General features: G+C 64.3%; 16 protein-coding genes. 12 read left to right on the top strand and 4 right to left on the bottom strand.

Features of this window, described 5'->3' with window-relative positions; genetic code table 11:
- The first annotated feature begins 11 nt into the window (after window positions 1-11).
- The 5 genes from DENOEST_RS02440 to DENOEST_RS02420 are packed head-to-tail and all read left to right on the top strand — an operon-like array spanning window position 12 to window position 4,719.
- Window positions 12-1,391 (top strand): sigma-54-dependent transcriptional regulator, encoded by a 1,380-nt coding sequence (locus DENOEST_RS02440; protein ID WP_145770601.1) that lies wholly within the window; start codon window positions 12-14, stop codon window positions 1,389-1,391.
- Between the two features lie 20 nt (window positions 1,392-1,411).
- Window positions 1,412-2,047 carry a tetratricopeptide repeat protein gene (locus DENOEST_RS02435; RefSeq protein ID WP_145770600.1) on the top strand — a complete coding sequence of 212 codons (636 nt, stop codon included), beginning with the start codon at window positions 1,412-1,414 and terminating at the stop codon, window positions 2,045-2,047.
- Between the two features lie 22 nt (window positions 2,048-2,069).
- Window positions 2,070-2,375: a c-type cytochrome gene (locus DENOEST_RS02430; protein WP_145770599.1), complete on the top strand. Its 306-nt coding sequence runs from the start codon at window positions 2,070-2,072 to the stop codon at window positions 2,373-2,375.
- The gene (locus DENOEST_RS02425) at window positions 2,375-3,454 is read left to right on the top strand and encodes a ligand-binding sensor domain-containing protein (protein WP_197970488.1); all 1,080 of its coding nucleotides are present in this window, start codon (window positions 2,375-2,377) and stop codon (window positions 3,452-3,454) included. The genes DENOEST_RS02430 and DENOEST_RS02425 overlap by 1 nt, the downstream gene beginning before the upstream one ends.
- 29 nt (window positions 3,455-3,483) lie before the next feature.
- Window positions 3,484-4,719: a ligand-binding sensor domain-containing protein gene (locus tag DENOEST_RS02420; RefSeq protein WP_197970487.1), complete on the top strand. Its 1,236-nt coding sequence runs from the start codon at window positions 3,484-3,486 to the stop codon at window positions 4,717-4,719.
- Window positions 4,720-4,761: 42 nt separating this feature from the next.
- Here the strand turns inward: DENOEST_RS02420 and sugE are convergent, their stop codons facing one another.
- From sugE to thiD, 4 genes are read right to left on the bottom strand one after another with little or no spacing between them, the layout of a single operon-like run.
- The gene (gene sugE, locus DENOEST_RS02415) at window positions 4,762-5,094 is read right to left on the bottom strand and encodes a quaternary ammonium compound efflux SMR transporter SugE (protein ID WP_145770598.1); all 333 of its coding nucleotides are present in this window, start codon (window positions 5,092-5,094) and stop codon (window positions 4,762-4,764) included.
- Between the two features lie 10 nt (window positions 5,095-5,104).
- Window positions 5,105-6,382, bottom strand: coding sequence for a glutamate-1-semialdehyde 2,1-aminomutase (hemL, locus tag DENOEST_RS02410; RefSeq protein ID WP_145770597.1), 1,278 nt, complete (start codon window positions 6,380-6,382; stop codon window positions 5,105-5,107).
- 38 nt (window positions 6,383-6,420) lie between these two features.
- Window positions 6,421-7,074, bottom strand: a complete 654-nt coding sequence (thiE, locus tag DENOEST_RS02405) for a thiamine phosphate synthase (RefSeq protein WP_145770596.1) — start codon at window positions 7,072-7,074, stop codon at window positions 6,421-6,423.
- Window positions 7,071-7,922 carry a bifunctional hydroxymethylpyrimidine kinase/phosphomethylpyrimidine kinase gene (gene thiD / locus DENOEST_RS02400; RefSeq protein WP_145770595.1) on the bottom strand — a complete coding sequence of 284 codons (852 nt, stop codon included), beginning with the start codon at window positions 7,920-7,922 and terminating at the stop codon, window positions 7,071-7,073. Before thiD ends, thiE begins: the two co-directional genes overlap by 4 nt.
- Window positions 7,923-8,054: 132 nt before the next feature.
- On the opposite strand from thiD, the gene DENOEST_RS02395 reads away from it, so the two are divergent.
- From DENOEST_RS02395 to DENOEST_RS02365, 7 genes are all read left to right on the top strand, one after another.
- Entirely contained in the window at window positions 8,055-8,846 is a 792-nt protein-coding gene (locus DENOEST_RS02395) for a helix-turn-helix domain-containing protein (RefSeq protein WP_145770594.1), read from the top strand.
- Between the two features lie 95 nt (window positions 8,847-8,941).
- Window positions 8,942-10,114 (top strand): DUF1214 domain-containing protein, encoded by a 1,173-nt coding sequence (locus DENOEST_RS02390; RefSeq protein WP_145770593.1) that lies wholly within the window; start codon window positions 8,942-8,944, stop codon window positions 10,112-10,114.
- Between the two features lie 147 nt (window positions 10,115-10,261).
- Complete coding sequence (locus DENOEST_RS02385) at window positions 10,262-11,425, top strand: sulfotransferase family protein (RefSeq protein ID WP_145770592.1); 1,164 nt, start codon at window positions 10,262-10,264, stop codon at window positions 11,423-11,425.
- Between the two features lie 150 nt (window positions 11,426-11,575).
- Complete coding sequence (locus DENOEST_RS02380; RefSeq protein WP_145770591.1) at window positions 11,576-12,601, top strand: zinc-dependent alcohol dehydrogenase; 1,026 nt, start codon at window positions 11,576-11,578, stop codon at window positions 12,599-12,601.
- 127 nt (window positions 12,602-12,728) lie between these two features.
- Window positions 12,729-13,484, top strand: a complete 756-nt coding sequence (locus DENOEST_RS02375) for an SDR family NAD(P)-dependent oxidoreductase (RefSeq protein ID WP_145770590.1) — start codon at window positions 12,729-12,731, stop codon at window positions 13,482-13,484.
- A 413-nt stretch (window positions 13,485-13,897) separates the two neighbouring features.
- Window positions 13,898-14,875, top strand: coding sequence for an LLM class flavin-dependent oxidoreductase (locus DENOEST_RS02370; RefSeq protein WP_145770589.1), 978 nt, complete (start codon window positions 13,898-13,900; stop codon window positions 14,873-14,875).
- Window positions 14,876-14,890: 15 nt separating this feature from the next.
- Window positions 14,891-15,415 (top strand): VOC family protein, encoded by a 525-nt coding sequence (locus tag DENOEST_RS02365; RefSeq protein ID WP_145770588.1) that lies wholly within the window; start codon window positions 14,891-14,893, stop codon window positions 15,413-15,415.
- Window positions 15,416-15,450: the final 35 nt, after the last annotated feature.

Genomic DNA, 15,450 nt, shown 5'->3' with positions numbered 1-15,450 from the left:
GAAAGCGGCCTATGCATGTATTGGTGATTGACGACGAACTGGCCATCCGCCAGATTCTCACCGCAATGGTAAGTCGGGCGGGATACTCCTGCGATACTGCGGAGAACGTGCGGGAAGCCACCGCCAAGCTGGTCCGTGGCGACGTGGATGTCGCCTTGTGCGACATCATGATGCCCGATGGCAATGGGGTCGACCTGGTCAGGAGCATCAAGGGTTCCGGCATTGAAACCCAATTCATCATGGTCACGGCGTTCGCCTCGGTGGAGACCGCCGTCGAAGCCCTGCGGGCTGGGGCAACCGATTACATTGTCAAACCGGTGCGCAACGAGGAGCTGATGCACCGACTGGCCCAGATCAACTCCCTGTGCGGCCTGAAAGCGGAAAATCAAGCCCTGCGCCAGTTGATGGTAGGCGACAAGGGCGTCTTCCATTTCACATCGCCCTCCATGGTTGAAATGGATCGACTGGTCTCCAAGGTGGCGGTAACCGACAGCACCGTGTTAATCACCGGGGAGAGCGGCACCGGCAAGGGGATCACCGCCCGGTGCATTCACGAGATGAGCCCCCGGGGCGATCTGCCTTTCATTCCAGTCAATTGCAGCGCGATTCCGGAAAATCTGATGGAGAGCGAGTTCTTCGGGCACTCCAAGGGGGCATTCACTGGCGCCGATCGAGCACGCAAGGGCCTCTTTTCCCAAGCCGACCGGGGTACGCTGTTTCTGGATGAAATCGGCGAACTGCCTCTGCACATGCAGACCAAACTGCTCCATGTGATCGAAGACAAGGAAGTGCGGCCACTAGGGGGGGAACAGGCCCGCCGGGTCGATACCCGAATCATCGCGGCAACCAACCGTAATCTGGTCGAAATGGTCAAGGACGGCAGCTTCCGCGAAGACCTGTATTTCCGCCTCTCAATGTTTCAGATCCACATCCCGCCCCTACGGGAGCGCAAGGAAGATATCAGCCGGCTGATCCATTTCCTGTTGCAGTCGTTTGCCGGTGTGCACTCACGCAAACTACTGGAACTGGACCCCATGGCGGAGGAAGTCCTGATGGGTTATGGTTGGCCGGGAAATGTGCGGGAATTGGAGAACGTCATCAATCGCGCCCACATTCTGGCCGATGGGGGCCGCATCACCCTGGCGGACCTGCCGCCGGACATTGCCAGGCAGCCCGCCTCCTCCGATATTCCTGGCACAAACCTTGCGAACGGAAGCGGTTTGCGCGAACAATTGCGGCGGGTGGAGGCTGATATCATCGTCCGTACCCTGCGTGAATGTGACGGTGACCGCAAGACTGCGGCCCAAAAACTTGAGATCGGACTCTCCAGCCTCTATCGCAAACTCGAGGAATTGGAGATCATGGGCTCGGGAAAATTTGAAAACGGATAGTGGAAGAGGGTACGAAGACAATGAGAAAATTACTGTCCATCGCCGCCGTGCTGGTGCTGTGTTTTGCATCCCCTGCCCACGCGGGTACTACGGAGGATTTCGAAGCCGGCAAGAAGGCTTTCGATGCTGGCGATCTGGTCGGGGCCATGAACCCGCTGAAACGTGCCGCCGATGCAGATCATGTCGAGGCTCAGGTATTGCTGGCCTATATCCTTGACTATTCGGAGTTTGACGAGGACGCCATGGCCTATTACCGGAAGGCTGCCGAAAAAGGCAATGCCGATGGTCAGTTTGGCTTGGGAGTCATGATTGCCAACGGGGATGGCGTCCCCAAAAAGGACCCCATCGAAGGACGGCGCTGGATCAAGCTGGCGGCAGAGCAGGGCCACAAAATGGCCATTGGCGTCATGGCCCAGGCCTACTTGGGTGGACAGCTAGGTCTAACTGAGGCCGAGCGCAACAATGATGAGACCCTGCGCTGGGTGCGTCTCGCCGCGGAGCAGGACAGTCTCCCGGCCATCGACGCACTGGCCCGTGCCTATCGGGAAGGTGCGCTGGGCCTCTCCCCGGATCCCGCCCAAGCCACTGAACTGGAAGCCAAGGCTAAGAAATTACGCAACGTGAAAGACACCAAGGGCAAGAAGAAAAAGCGCTAACCCCTTAGACAAGGATACGAACATGAGGCATACAGGAACCATAGCCGTCTCACTGATACTCTTATTGGCGACGATCACGGTGGAGGCTGCCAACTTCGAGCGTGGCCGGCAGGTCTATCAGATGCGCTGCATCGCCTGTCACGGCCCCAGGGGCGAGGGCATCATGCCCCAAACTCCGAAATTCAACATGGGAGAACGTTTGGACCGCCCCGACCTGATGTTGCTGCAAAACGTGAAAATGGGTGGCAACGGCCAGCCTCCCTTCATCGGCATGGTCTCCGACGAGGAACTCCTGGATGCCATCGCCTACATTCGCACCTTAAGATAATGATGAAACCCCATTCCCTCTGCGGCCTGCCGACGACTCTGCTGACCACCGCCCTGTTCCTGTCCACACTGGCCCTGGCTTCGGACCCACCCAAGGGAGTCCATGTAGCGGACACCTTCGATGTCGGCAGCAACGTCTACGTGCGCGCCCTGACTGTGGAGAAGTCTACCGGCACCCTCTGGGTTGGCACCTCCGTGGGCGCCATCGAAGTGGACCTCAAAACCTCAAGACCCCGCAATACCTTCACCCGTCAGGATGGTCTAGCCAACGAATATGTATTTGCCGTCGGGATCGATAGCCAGGGTTACAAATGGTTCGGCACCAACGCCGGCGGCGCTTCCCGCTACAGGGATGGCAAGTGGAAGACCTATTTCCCCATGCACGGACTGGCCGACTACTGGATCTACTCCTTCGTCAATGACAAGGACGGCAACCTGTGGATAGGCACCTGGGCCGGCGTCAACCACTTCAACGTCAAGACGGGAAAGTTCAAGACCTACGTCAAGGAACTGATCAACGAGTGGGTCTATGGCCTGGCCGTAGACCCGGCTGGCCGGATCTGGTTCGGCACCGAGGGCGGGGTATCCATGTACGACGGCAAACACTGGAAATCCTGGAGTCACAAGGACGGCCTGGGCGGCGAGAACCCTGACAAACTCAAGGCCAGCCCCAATACCGGCCTGGGCACCCGCTCCCGCCACGACCTGAACATTCAGGTGGATGGTCTGCCTTCCTACAACCCCAATTATGTTTTTTCCATTCTGTCCGCACCGGACGGCTCCATCTGGGCCGGCACCTGGGGTGGGGGGGTCAGCCGCTACGACGGCAAGCGCTGGAACAATCTGACCGCCACCGACGGCCTGGCTGGCAATATCGTTTACTCCATGGTCCGGGATGACAAGGGCGTGCTCTGGTTCGGCACCGACAAGGGAGTCTCCCGTTACGACGGAAAATCCTGGACCAACCTGGGCGTTCGGGACGGTCTCCTCGACTCCAACGTCTACGCCCTGGCCGTGGCACCCGGCGGGGATATCTGGGCCGGCACCAAGCGCGGCGTCGTTCGCATCGCCCCCCAATAACCGCTGCCATGCCTGATAGGAATCACAACGTGACCAAGCGCCCCCTTCTTCTCGCCCACGGACTACTGGCCCTGCTGTGCGCACTGAGCTTCGTCTCCGCCAGTGCCGGCGACAGCCCGGCCGCACCTAACAAGCCCCTCGGCCTCTCAGAATCCAAGCATCCGATGATGTCGGGCATGGGACAGCACCCCGAGGTTCCGCCGCCCCAGCGGGAAGGCAAGGTGGTGGTGGATCCCAATGCCAAATTTACCCACTTCCGGGTTGGCAACAAGAACGTCAAGTCCATGTATCTGGAGGACAAGGTGCTGTGGGTCGGCACCTCGGGCGGCCTGGTGCGTTATGACACCCGGGACGACAGCTTCAAGCTCTACGACGCCCGCAACGGCCTGCTCTCCAACGGTGTCTTCTATGTGGGCCGGATCAAGGGCCAGATCGCCGCCGGCACCTATGGTGGAGGTCTCTCCCTGCTGGACGAGAAAACCGGCAAGTGGAAAACCTACAACATCCCCGAGGGCCTGGGCGATGCCTTCGTCTATGAAGTGATGACCGCCAAGAACGGCGACATCTGGATCGCCACCTGGTCGGGCGCCAACCGGGTGCGGGGAGGGGCTCTGGACGATCGCAGCAAGTGGGATCTCTACACGGTGGAGAACACCAAGGGTGGCGTCCCCAATGACTGGATCTACGGTCTGGCAGAGGGCAAGAACGGCGACATCTGGCTGGCGACGGAAGGCGGCATGGCCCGCTTTGCCAACAACAAGTGGGAGAACTGGAACCACAAGCGCGGACTGGGCGCCGACTATGACAAAGTGAAGTCCGACATCGCCTTCAAGAACGACCCCAGCAAGCAGTCCATGCACCATGCCAAGCAGAAGCAGGAGATGGGCTTGCAGGGCGTCGACGTGGCCTACAACCCGAACTACGTGGTGTCCCTGGAAGTGGATGCCCAGGGCACCGTCTGGGCCGGCACCTGGGGCGGCGGGCTGTCACGCTTCGATGGCACGAAATGGGTCAGCTACACCAAGGCCGACGGCCTGCCCGGCAATCACGTTTTCATGCTCCAGAGGGATCCCAAGGGTACCCTCTGGATCGGCACCAACAGCGGCCTGACTCAGTGGCAGGATGGCAAATTCACCAAGGCCATGACCACTGCCGACGGCTTGTTCGCCGACAACATCTTCGCCATGGCCACCGGCCCGTCGGGTGATCTCTGGATCGGCAGCTACGGCGGCGTTGCCCATCTACAGCCTCCGGCCAGGAAATAAGCGGGAATGGCGCGGGGTAACGCCTCGCGCCTCGGCGACTGATCAGTCCCGGGTCACCAGTTTCAGGCCCACGATCCCCGCCACGATCAGGCCGATGCAGACCAGGCGGGCCACCTCGCGGGACTCGCCAAACAGGACCATTCCCAGCAGAGCCGTACCCACGGCACCGATACCGGTCCACACTGCATAGGCTGTTCCCAGGGGCAGCACCCGGAGGGACCACCCCAGCATCAGCACCGAAGCCGCCATCAGCACCAGAGTGATGATGGAAGGCAGGGGCCGGCTGAATCCCTCCACATATTTGAGACCCACCGCCCAACCCACCTCGCACAGGCCGGCGAGAAACAACACCAACCAGGCGGACAGGGGCGTCATGCGAGAACGATCAGCCCTGAGCGAACCAGGCGTCCGCCGCCGCCACCGTGGCAGCGATGTCGGCATCCGAATGGGTGATGGAAACGAATCCCGCCTCGAAGGCCGCAGGGGCGAAATACACCCCGGCTTCCAGCATTGCGTGGAAAAAACGGTTGAAGGCCTCCCGATCGCTGGCCATCATCTCGACGTAACTACGGGGCGGCGTGGCGGCAAAATACAGGCCGAACATCCCTCCCACCGCCTGGGCGCAGAACTGCACACCATGCTTCGCCGCGGCGGCGGTAAGCCCCTCGGTGAGTGCACGAGTGCGTGCCCCCAGGGTGTCGTAGAAGCCGGGGGCCTGGATTTTCCTCAGAGTCACCAGGCCCGCAGCCACCGACAGAGGATTGCCCGAGAGAGTACCGGCCTGATAGACCGGCCCCAGGGGGGCGATTTTCTCCATCACATCACGCCGGCCACCGAATGCTCCCAGGGGCATGCCGCCACCCACAATCTTGCCAAAGGTGGACAGGTCCGGCGTGATGCCGAAGAGGCCCTGGGCGGACCCCAGGCCGACGCGAAAGCCTGTCATCACCTCGTCGAAAATCAGCAGGGCGCCATGCTTGTGGGTCAGCTCCCGCATGGCCTTGAGGAATTCCTGAGTCGGCGCAATCAGGTTCATGTTGCCCGCCACCGGCTCGACGATGACGCAGGCGATACGCTCGCCGTGATGATCAAAGGCTTCAGCCAGTTGGGCCGGATCGTTGTATTGCAGCACTAAGGTATGCTGGGCCAGATCCGCCGGCACCCCACCGGAGGAAGGATTGCCGAAGGTCAGGGCACCGGAGCCGGCCTTCACCAGCAGGCTGTCGGCATGGCCATGGTAGCAACCCTCGAACTTGATGATCAGATCCCGCTCCGTATAGCCCCGGGCCAGGCGAATGGCGCTCATGGTCGCCTCGGTGCCGGAGGACACCAGACGCACCATGTCCATGCTGGGCACCAGCTTGATCAGCAGTTCCGCCAGATCAATCTCACCCTCGGTGGGCGCGCCGAAGGACAGTCCTCGCGCCGCCGCCTGCTGCACGGCGGCCACCACCTCGGGATCGGCATGCCCCAGGATCAACGGGCCCCAGGAGCCCACGTAATCGATGTAACGCTTGCCGTCCGCGTCCCAGGCATAGGCCCCTTCACCTCGACTGAAGAAGCAGGGGGTGCCGCCCACAGCGCGGAAGGCCCGCACCGGGGAATTGACGCCACCGGGAATGGTGCGCTGGGCGCGAGCAAAAAGCTCTTGGTTCTTGGTCACGTCGAAAACTCCGCTACTTGATTCGACACACCATGGCCTCAAGGGCTGACAGGCATGCCGTGGTTGAACAATCCCTGAAACGCTTCCGCCCGGGCGGAAATGTCCATGGCATCAAAGAGATCACCGATCACAGCCACCATGTCGGCACCGGCCGCGATGGCTTCGGGGGCGTTGTCCAGTGTGATGCCGCCGATGGCCGCCACGGGTAGACCGAAACGGCGACGAACCTCCCCCAGCAGATCCAGGGACGCTCGCACCGCCTGAGGCTTGGTGGCAGAAGCATAGACACTGCCGATACCCACATAGTCGGCACCAACCCGGGCCGCAGTTTCGACCCGATCCAGGCTGGAATAACAGGACACTCCAAGAAGTCGCTCCCTGCCCAGTGCCTTCCGAGCAGCCACCAGATCTCCGTCATCATCGCCCAGATGCACGCCATCGGCGCCAATTTCCAGGGCCAGGTGCAGGTCGTCATTGACAATCAACAGAGCACCGACCGCACGACAAAGGCGCAGCAGGTCGGCCGCCTGTGCCCGCTGCAGGGGAGCGGGCGCCACCTTGTTGCGGTACTGGATCAGGCGACAGCCCCCCCGCAGTGCCATGCTCACCATGGCTGACAAACGGGGCAGCAGCATGTCATCTGGCGTGATGGTGTACAGGCCACGCAGGGCCTCGCGATGGACGGCACTCATGGTTTTTCTTCCCCAATGGGATCGTCCTCGCTCCTGGCCCAGAACAGCCGGTCCGGAATGTACTGCCCCATGCCAGGCCGGAAGCCGGCGGCCAGGGCCTGCCAGGTGAATTCCTGAGCTTCCCGTACCGCCTCCTCGATATCCACGCCCAGCGCCAGATTGGCGGCAATGGCCGAGGCCAGGGTACAGCCCGAGCCATGGTAGCTACCGGGCAGGCGATCCCAACGGTCGGCCCGCAACTGGCCCCGGGGGCCGTAGAGCACATTCACCACCTGAAGCGTCTGTTCGTGGGTGCCGGTGATCAGCACGTATTCGCAACCGGCCATCACCAGGCGCCGGGCACATTCGGAAAGGGATGGCTGGTCGTCCTCGTTGTCCTCGTCCAGGGCCAGACGCCGGGCCTCCAGGCTGTTGGGGGTGATGATGGAGGCCTGGGGCAGCAGCAGCTCGATCATCGCCGAAACCATTTCCTCGTCGGCCAGTTGATCGCCCCGGCCCGACGCCAGCACCGGGTCCAGGACCAGGGGAATGTCAGGGTAATCGGAGACGATCTCGGCGATGGCAGCGATGACTTCCACGCTGCCCATCATGCCCAGCTTGAAGGCGGCCACGGGCACATCCTCCAGCAGGGCCCGGGCCTGGTCCGCCACCCAGTCGGCGTCGATGGCCAGCACCGACTCCACACCGGCGGTATCCTGCACCGTCAGGGCCGTTATCACGGATAGCGGATGGCAGCCCATGCTGGCCAGGGTCAGCACATCGGCCTGAATGCCCGCGCCACCGGTGGGATCCGATGCGGCGAAGGTCAGGACCAGGGGCGGCGAAAGTTCGGCAGCTGGGGGAGGCATGAGCAAATGGATGAACCGCGACAGGATGCGGCCATTCTAACCGATCGATGCCCCCTGCCCGGGCAAAGGGATTACGATTGGCGCTGACCGGAAACAGCCATCCATACTGCCCGTTTCGGGAGCCACACATCCATGCCAGCAATCAAGTCCGATAGTGATATCCCCCTGCTGCTCACCGCCCTGAAAAGCCTGTTCCGCGCCCAGGGCCTGCGTTATGAAGACATCGCCGTTGCCCTGGACATCAGCCGGATGACGGTCAAGCGCTATCTGTCCGGCAAGGGTCTGAACCTTGCGGTGCTCGAACAGCTGTGCCGCCTGGCCGGCGTCACTCTGCTCGAACTCTCAGAGTTGGCGGTCCAATACGCTCCACCCCGCGATGAGCAACTGTCCGAGGCCCAGGAGAACGCCCTGGCCGAACACCACAGCCTGGCGGTGCTGTTGCACCTGCTGATGGCCGGCTGGACACCCAGTGAGATCCAGACCGAGTTCGATCTGGCGGACCACGAGCTGGTGGCGGCCCTGGGTTATATGGACCGGCTGGGTTTCATCGACCTGATGCCCGGAAACAAAGTTCGGCTGCGCTCCCTGCGGCACATCAACTGGTCCGGCAACACCCGCCTCAAGCGCAGTTTCGACCGCCACCTGAAGCAACACTTCAACAAGGATTTCGATGATCCGGAAGTGCGCTGGCGTTACCGGCTGGTCAAGTTGTCCGATGCCTCCTTGCGCCGCCTGGAGAGCATGTTCGAAGAATGGAGCCGGGCCGTCCATGCGCTGGCCCAGGAAGATCGAGACCTGCCGGAAAATCAGTGCCGCTGGCACGGCGTGCTGATGGCGACCCAGCCGGTGGACATCTCCGAGGTACGCACACCGTCCTTCCTCGCTCCGACAGACCCGGATTCACCTGCTGTACCCATCCGGTAACACCATCTGTGCTTTTGTAATCGGTTCCGACCCGGCACCGATACCGCGTCGTTTGTCCATTAGACTCATCCGCTCTGCCCCTTGCTGGAGGTTTCATGAGCGTGAAGCTGCTGCCCTGGTCCGACTATGTCGATCTGCTGAAACCGGCGGAGAACCTGATCGGCCTGACCTTCGAACCGCACAATGAGCAGTTGCGGGCCGAGCTGTACCGGCAGCTGCTGATGAACCTGTCCCAGGGCTATTTCCTCTACTTCCAGGCCGATGCCGACCACCCGGACTGGGCGCCCTTCCTCAACTCGGTCTATCTGCTGCAGCCCAATCCCGACGACACCTACCAGCTGGCGCCGGTGCGGGGCGACGGCGCCTATCGCATCGTCGGCAACCGGGGCACGGTGAAACTCCTGACCTTCTCCACCGGCGCCAACATGATGGGCATGGCCGATGCGCCGGGAAAGAACTTCGGTTACTTCGACGCCGACGACCTGGCCCTCGGTCCCAATGGCGAACTGGAAGTGATCCTCAGCGCCGAGCGCCCCGCCGACCATCGGGGCAACTGGTGGCCCCTGCATCCGGAAGCGGAATTCGTCATGGTGCGCCAGCGCTCCTACGCCTGGGGCGTGGAGCGGGAGGCCAGCCTGGCCATCGAGCGCCTCGGCGCGCCGGCCCTGAAGCCCCGCCCCTCCCTGGAAACCATCGACTGCCAGATGCGGGCACTGCTCTCGGGCTTCACCCAGCGCCTGTCGAAGATGTGGCTCAACTACCAGAACGCCGTGCTACAGCGGGGCGTGATCAACCAGATCGAGCTGGCCGATTTCGGCGGTGCGGTACCGGCCCAGTCCTACTGGCAGGGCATCTTCCGCTTCGCGCCGGACGAGGCGCTGATCCTGGAAACCGAGCTGCCGGCCCGCCACAGCTACTGGAACGTACAGTTGAACGACGAACTGTGGAACGCGGTGGAGTTCGTGCAGCGCCAGAGCAGCCTCAACGGTCACCAGGCCCGGCTCGACGGCGACGGAAAATTCCGCGCCGTGATCAGCCTGGAAGACCCGGGCGTGCCCAATTGGCTGGACCCGGTGGGCACCCTGCAGGGCATGATCATCGGTCGCTGGTACCAGGCCGATGCGCTGCCGATCCCGACTCTGAAAACGGTGCCCTTCGCCGAACTGCGCCAGCATCTGCCGGCGGACACGCCGCGGGTGAGCGCGGAAGAACGCACGGAGCAACTGCGCACCCGCCGCATCGGCGCCCAGCTGCGCCGGCGCTGGTAAGGAGCCGGCCATGACGCCAACCGTTACCGTGAAACACCATCGTCATTCCGGCGAAAGCCGGAATCCAGGGCTTCGTCCGATGGCACTCCTGGACCCCGGCCTACGCCGGGGTGACGCGTATCAGCTTCAGGGAGAGGATCAATCGCCATGATCGCTTACCCGAGTGTCGATCAACTGCTGGCGCAGGCGGCCGCCGCCTGCCGTGCGAGTGGTGTTGCCGCGGACTTCGGTAGCGGCTTCGAACCGGGCCTGACTGCGCTGGTGGAGGCCATCCGCGCCAACGTGCCGATCGACGCCGGCAACGTCCAGCAGATGTCGTCGCAGATCCTGAGCCTCCTGATCAGCCGCGCCTATTCCGAGGCCAGCTGGAAACAACGCCCCGACTGCCTGAAGACGCCCATCCACGCACCCCTGGTGGTCACCGGCATTCCCCGCACCGGCACCACCGCGCTGCACAAGCTGCTGTCCATGGACCCCCAGTTCCAGGGCCTGGAGCAGTGGCTGATCGGCACGCCGATGCCGCGCCCGCCGCGCGCGACCTGGGACGACAACCCGTTGTTCCGCACCGCCGTCGCCAACCAGGAGGCTTTCCTGCAGGCGGTGCCGGCCCTGCGCGTGGCCCACGAGGTGAACGCCGACGAGGTGGACGAATGCCTGAACCTCTTGGCCCAGAGCTTCGTCAGCCACTATCCATCCACGGGCCTGGGCCTGCCTCATTACGACCGCTGGTGGCGGGACCAGGACGAGACCCCCAGCTACCGGCGCTACGCCGACAACCTGCGCCTGATCGGCGCCAATGCGCCGCAGCAGCGCTGGCTCCTGAAGAACCCGGGCCACATCACCCATCTCGACGCGCTGCTGGCGGTGTTCCCCGACGCCTGCATCATCCAGACCCACCGGGACCCGGCCAAGTGCATCCCCTCCGTCTGCGCCCTGATCTGGCCGGCGCGCAACTTCTTTCAGGGGAGGGAAACCGACCCGACGCTGCTCGGCCCCCGGGAGCTGGAGCTCTGGGCCTGGTCCGCCGAGCGCGCCCAGCGGGTACGGGAAGCCCATCCGGAGCGCTTCTTCGACGTGCGCTTCGCCGATTTCCGGCGCGACCCGCTGGCGGTAGTCGAAGCCATCTATCGGCACTTCGGCCTGCCCTTGAGCGAGGACGCCGCGCAGCGGATGCGCCAGTGGATCGCCGGCAATCCCCAACACAAGCACGGCCGCCACGAATACGATGCGGAACAGTTCGGACTTTCCGAGGCCCGCATCCACGCACGCTTCGCCGAATACATCGCGCGACACAATCTTTCCGAGCAATGAACTTGAAGTCTGAACGTAAAGCGCGAAACACCACCCCCGTCACCCCGGCGCAGGCCGGGGTCCAGGTCGGCGGCCCACTGGATTCCGGCCTGCGCCGGAATGACGGGATTCAGTAGCGTCTGTCGCCATAGCCGTCAGGAGAAAACGATCATGAAAGCAGCCGTATTCAAGGGCGCAGGCAACGGCCCGACCCTGGTCATCGAGAACCGGCCCGATCCGGTGCCGGAAGCCGGCGAAGTGCTGATCAAAGTGAGCCGCGCCGGCATCTGCGGCAGTGACCTGCACCTGACCTCCGGCCACGGCCTGCAACTGCCCCTGGACAGCATCATCGGCCACGAGTTCTGCGGCGAGGTGGTGGCGCTGGGCGCCGGGGTGGACTCGATCAAGCTCGGCGACCGGGTCGCCCCGATGCCCTACGTGGGCTGCGGAAAATGCCCGGCCTGCTTCGCCGGCCAGCCCCACCACTGCCCCCAGGCCCGCTTCGACATCGTGCACGGCTTTTCCGAATATTCCCGGGTCGGTGTCCGGGACTGCGTGGTGTTGCCGGCCGGCTTGAGCGACGAGGAAGGCGCCCTGATCGAACCCCTGGCGGTGGGGCTACAGGGTGTGCGCAAGGCGACGCTGCCCATCGGCGCCCGGGTACTGATCACCGGCGCCGGCCCCATCGGTCTCGCCACCGCCTTCTGGGCCCAGCGCCTGGGGGCCAGCAAGGTCGCGGTGATGGCGGCATCCAGCCGCCGTCGCGACATCGCGCAGGCCGTTGGCGCCACCCATTTCATCGCTCAGAAGGAAGTCGCCGACCCCGGCGCCGCGATCCAGGAAGCCCTGGGCGGTGCGCCCGACGTGGTGTTCGAGGCGGTAGGCCTGCCCGGCGCCATTGCCCAGGCCATCGACTACGTGAAGCCCCTGGGTACCGTGGTGTCCCTGGGTTTCCTGGGCGAGCCCGACAGCTTCGTGCCGGTGGCCGCCCTGACCAAGGAGCTGCGGCTGCTGTTCTCCATGTGCTACGACAAGCAGGATTTCCAATACACGGCAGACGTGATGGCTGCCGGCGACCATCGCCCCCGCGCCATGATCACCGGCACCATCAACCTGGATGCCCTGCCGGAGAAATTCGAGACCCTGCGCGGTGCCAGCGCCGACTGCAAGGTGATGGTGACCCCCTGGAACCACTAAGTCCGTCACACCGGCGAAAGCCGGTGTCCAGTGTGTTGATTCCTGGATTCCGGCATTTGCCGGAATGACGCATTGGGATTTGTTCAGCGTATCTCTAATTTAAAACGGCGGAAGAGGAGAAAACAAAATGAGCCAACGTTTCGACAACAAGGTAGTCCTGATCACCGGCGCGGCCTCCGGCATGGCCCGGGCCACGGCCCTGCGCATGGGCCGGGAGGGCGCCAAGGTGTTCTGCGCCGACATCAACGCCGCGGGCGCCGAAGAGACGGCCGCGGCCATCCGCGCCGCCGGCGGCCAGGCCCAGGCGGCGGCCGGCGACATCGGCGAGCCGGCCCAGTGCCGCGCCCTGGTGGACCAGGCGGTGGCCCGCTTCGGCGGCCTGGATGTCCTCTGCAACATCGCCGGCCGGGGCGGGCTCCGGGCCTTCACCGAGGAAACCGTGGAGAGCTGGAACGCGGCCTTCGCGGTGAACGTCAACGGCCCCTTCCATCTCAGCCAGGCGGCGCTGCCCCATCTGCTGGCACGGCGCGGCAACATCGTCAATGTCGCCTCCACCGCCGGCTTGCAGGGGCAGGCCTACATGCCGGCCTATACCGCCTCCAAGCACGCTCTCGTCGGCCTCACCAAGTCCATGGCGGTGGAATTCGGGCGCAAGGGCCTGCGGGTCAATGCGGTGTGCCCCGGCGGCACCGCGACGCCCTTCCTGCAGACCTTCGCCGTTCCCGAGGGCGCCGAGATGGACCTGATCGGCCACATGCAGCTGCTGCCGGACATGGCCCGGCCCGAGGACATCGCCAACATGATCTGCTTCGCCGCCTCGGACGAGGCGCGCTTCGTCAACGGCGCCCTCCTCTCGGTGGACGGCGGCACGGTCGCCGCCTGATGCTGAAGCAATGCTCGCCCCCCTTCGCCCCCCTCGCGGGGGGTTCTCATCTGCTCGCTCCGCTCGGATGTTTGGGGGAACTTCGTAGCCGCAGTCTTCCGTTTGCGGCTGGCGCCGCGTGCCGCTTTTCCTTGCGGCGGCGCGGCGGAAAAGCTGCTTTTTTGCATTCACGTAAAAAGTACCAACGGAGCCGAGTGTAATGATCGAGCGTAGCGAGCCGATCAATAGCCCCGCCCCGGGAAGGGGGCGTAGGCGGGGTTGCGCGAAGCACGGCTTCGCGCCGCCGAAGCCGGCCGGCTGTGCAAAGCCGGCCGTGGAACGGGGGTGGGGGGCGTTCAATTTGCCTTTGCGCATTGGCATCCCCGGGGGTAGTCCTGGCAACCATGCGCGTTAACATCGTTCAAGGGTAAAACATGGCTCAATGGATCCTGCGCCTGGACCTGCGCTCGCCGGCCTTCGCCGGCGAGAATCCGGCGCTCTACCGCACCGGCCTGGAGATGGCGGCCATGGCCGACGCGCTCGGCTTCGACCATTGCATGCTGTCGGAGCACCACGGCGCCGAGGACGGCTACCTGCCCTCGCCCCTGGTCTATGGGGGCGCCGTGGCGGCGCGCACCGAACGGCTGCGGCTGCGCATCTCGGCCATCATCCTGCCGCTGCACGACCCGCTGCGACTGGCCGAGGATGCGGCGGTGCTCGACCGTATCGCCCAGGGCCGCCTGGAACTGGTGCTGGTCGCCGGCTTCCTTCCCAGCGAGTTTTCGATGTTCGGGCGTTCCCACGCCGCGCGGGGCCGCCTGCTCGAGGAAGGTATCGCCGTGCTGCGCCAGGCCTGGTGCGGCGAGCCCTTCGCCTACCAGGGCCGGACGGTGCGCGTCACGCCGTGCCCCTGGCAGGCCGGCGGACCGCCGCTGCTGCTGGGCGGCGCCACCCCCCTGGCGGCGCGGCGTGCGGCCGAGTGGGGCGACGGCTTCGTGCCGGGCATCGGCGGGCTCTACGACATCTATGCGGCCACCTGCCGGCAACTGGGCAAGCCGGTGGCGCCGGAGCCGGTGTTCGGCCCCCTGGCGATTTTCGTCAGCGAAGACCCGGAGGCCGACTGGCAACGCATCGCGCCCCACGCACTGCACGAGACCAACTGCTACGCCCGCTGGTACCGGGAAGGCAATATTCCCGGCCCCTATGGCCACTTCGACAGCACCGAGGATCTGCGGGCCACGGGCCTTTACCAGGTACTGACGCCGGCACAGTGCATCGACCTGGCTCGCCGCCTCGGCCCCACCGGCCAGATGTACATCCACCCGCTCTTGGCGGGCCTCGATCCCGAGATCGGCCGGGAGACCCTGCGCTTGCTGCAGACGCAGGTGCTGCCGGTCCTATCAAACTCATGACAGGAGAATCCATCCATGCACACGCAACTCTTCGGCCCCGTCAAACAATGGGGCTTCGTCGTCCGCGACATCGACGCCGCGATGCAATGCTGGGTCGAGCAACTGGGCGTCGGCCCCTGGTGGGGCTACCGCAACGTGCCCCTGAAATCCCGCTTCGAGGGCGTGGACGCCGATATCGTGATCGACGTGGCGCTGTCCTACCAGAACGGCGTACAGATCGAACTGATCCAGCAGAAGAACGACGCCATCTCCCCCTACCGCGCCTTCTACGACACGCCCCATGCCCAGATGCTGCATCAGGTGGCCTACATGGTGCCCGACCTGGACGCCGCCGTGGCTCAGGGCAAGGCTGCCGGCCTGGCGGAACGCGGCATGCTGAGCAATGCCTATTCCCGCTACTACTACCTGGACTCCCCGGCCCTCGCGGGCCTGGTGGTGGAACTGATGCAGGCCGATCCCGCCTTCGTCGCCGACTACGAGCGCTGCGCGGCCGAAGCCGCCGTCTGGGACGGCAGCAACCCCTACCGCCTGCTGGGCTGAACTCACCCGCCCACCCCCTCCCCGAGGCTCGACAT

This window comes from Denitratisoma oestradiolicum (assembly GCF_902813185.1).
In the GTDB taxonomy this organism is placed as follows: domain Bacteria; phylum Pseudomonadota; class Gammaproteobacteria; order Burkholderiales; family Rhodocyclaceae; genus Denitratisoma; species Denitratisoma oestradiolicum.
This window is presented reverse-complemented; position numbering and strand designations above follow the sequence as displayed.

Bases quoted from the DNA above. Each gene is read 5' to 3' on its own strand.
- DENOEST_RS02440 (WP_145770601.1), top strand. From the start codon at position 12: ATGCATGTATTGGTGATTGACGACGAACTGGCCATCCGCCAGATTCTC.
- DENOEST_RS02435 (WP_145770600.1), top strand. From the start codon at position 1,412: ATGAGAAAATTACTGTCCATCGCCGCCGTGCTGGTGCTGTGTTTTGCA.
- DENOEST_RS02430 (WP_145770599.1), top strand. From the start codon at position 2,070: ATGAGGCATACAGGAACCATAGCCGTCTCACTGATACTCTTATTGGCG.
- DENOEST_RS02425 (WP_197970488.1), top strand. From the start codon at position 2,375: ATGATGAAACCCCATTCCCTCTGCGGCCTGCCGACGACTCTGCTGACC.
- sugE (WP_145770598.1), bottom strand. From the start codon at position 5,094: ATGACGCCCCTGTCCGCCTGGTTGGTGTTGTTTCTCGCCGGCCTGTGC.
- thiE (WP_145770596.1), bottom strand. From the start codon at position 7,074: ATGAGTGCCGTCCATCGCGAGGCCCTGCGTGGCCTGTACACCATCACG.
- thiD (WP_145770595.1), bottom strand. From the start codon at position 7,922: ATGCCTCCCCCAGCTGCCGAACTTTCGCCGCCCCTGGTCCTGACCTTC.
- DENOEST_RS02395 (WP_145770594.1), top strand. From the start codon at position 8,055: ATGCCAGCAATCAAGTCCGATAGTGATATCCCCCTGCTGCTCACCGCC.
- DENOEST_RS02390 (WP_145770593.1), top strand. From the start codon at position 8,942: ATGAGCGTGAAGCTGCTGCCCTGGTCCGACTATGTCGATCTGCTGAAA.
- DENOEST_RS02385 (WP_145770592.1), top strand. From the start codon at position 10,262: ATGATCGCTTACCCGAGTGTCGATCAACTGCTGGCGCAGGCGGCCGCC.
- DENOEST_RS02380 (WP_145770591.1), top strand. From the start codon at position 11,576: ATGAAAGCAGCCGTATTCAAGGGCGCAGGCAACGGCCCGACCCTGGTC.
- DENOEST_RS02375 (WP_145770590.1), top strand. From the start codon at position 12,729: ATGAGCCAACGTTTCGACAACAAGGTAGTCCTGATCACCGGCGCGGCC.
- DENOEST_RS02370 (WP_145770589.1), top strand. From the start codon at position 13,898: ATGGCTCAATGGATCCTGCGCCTGGACCTGCGCTCGCCGGCCTTCGCC.
- DENOEST_RS02365 (WP_145770588.1), top strand. From the start codon at position 14,891: ATGCACACGCAACTCTTCGGCCCCGTCAAACAATGGGGCTTCGTCGTC.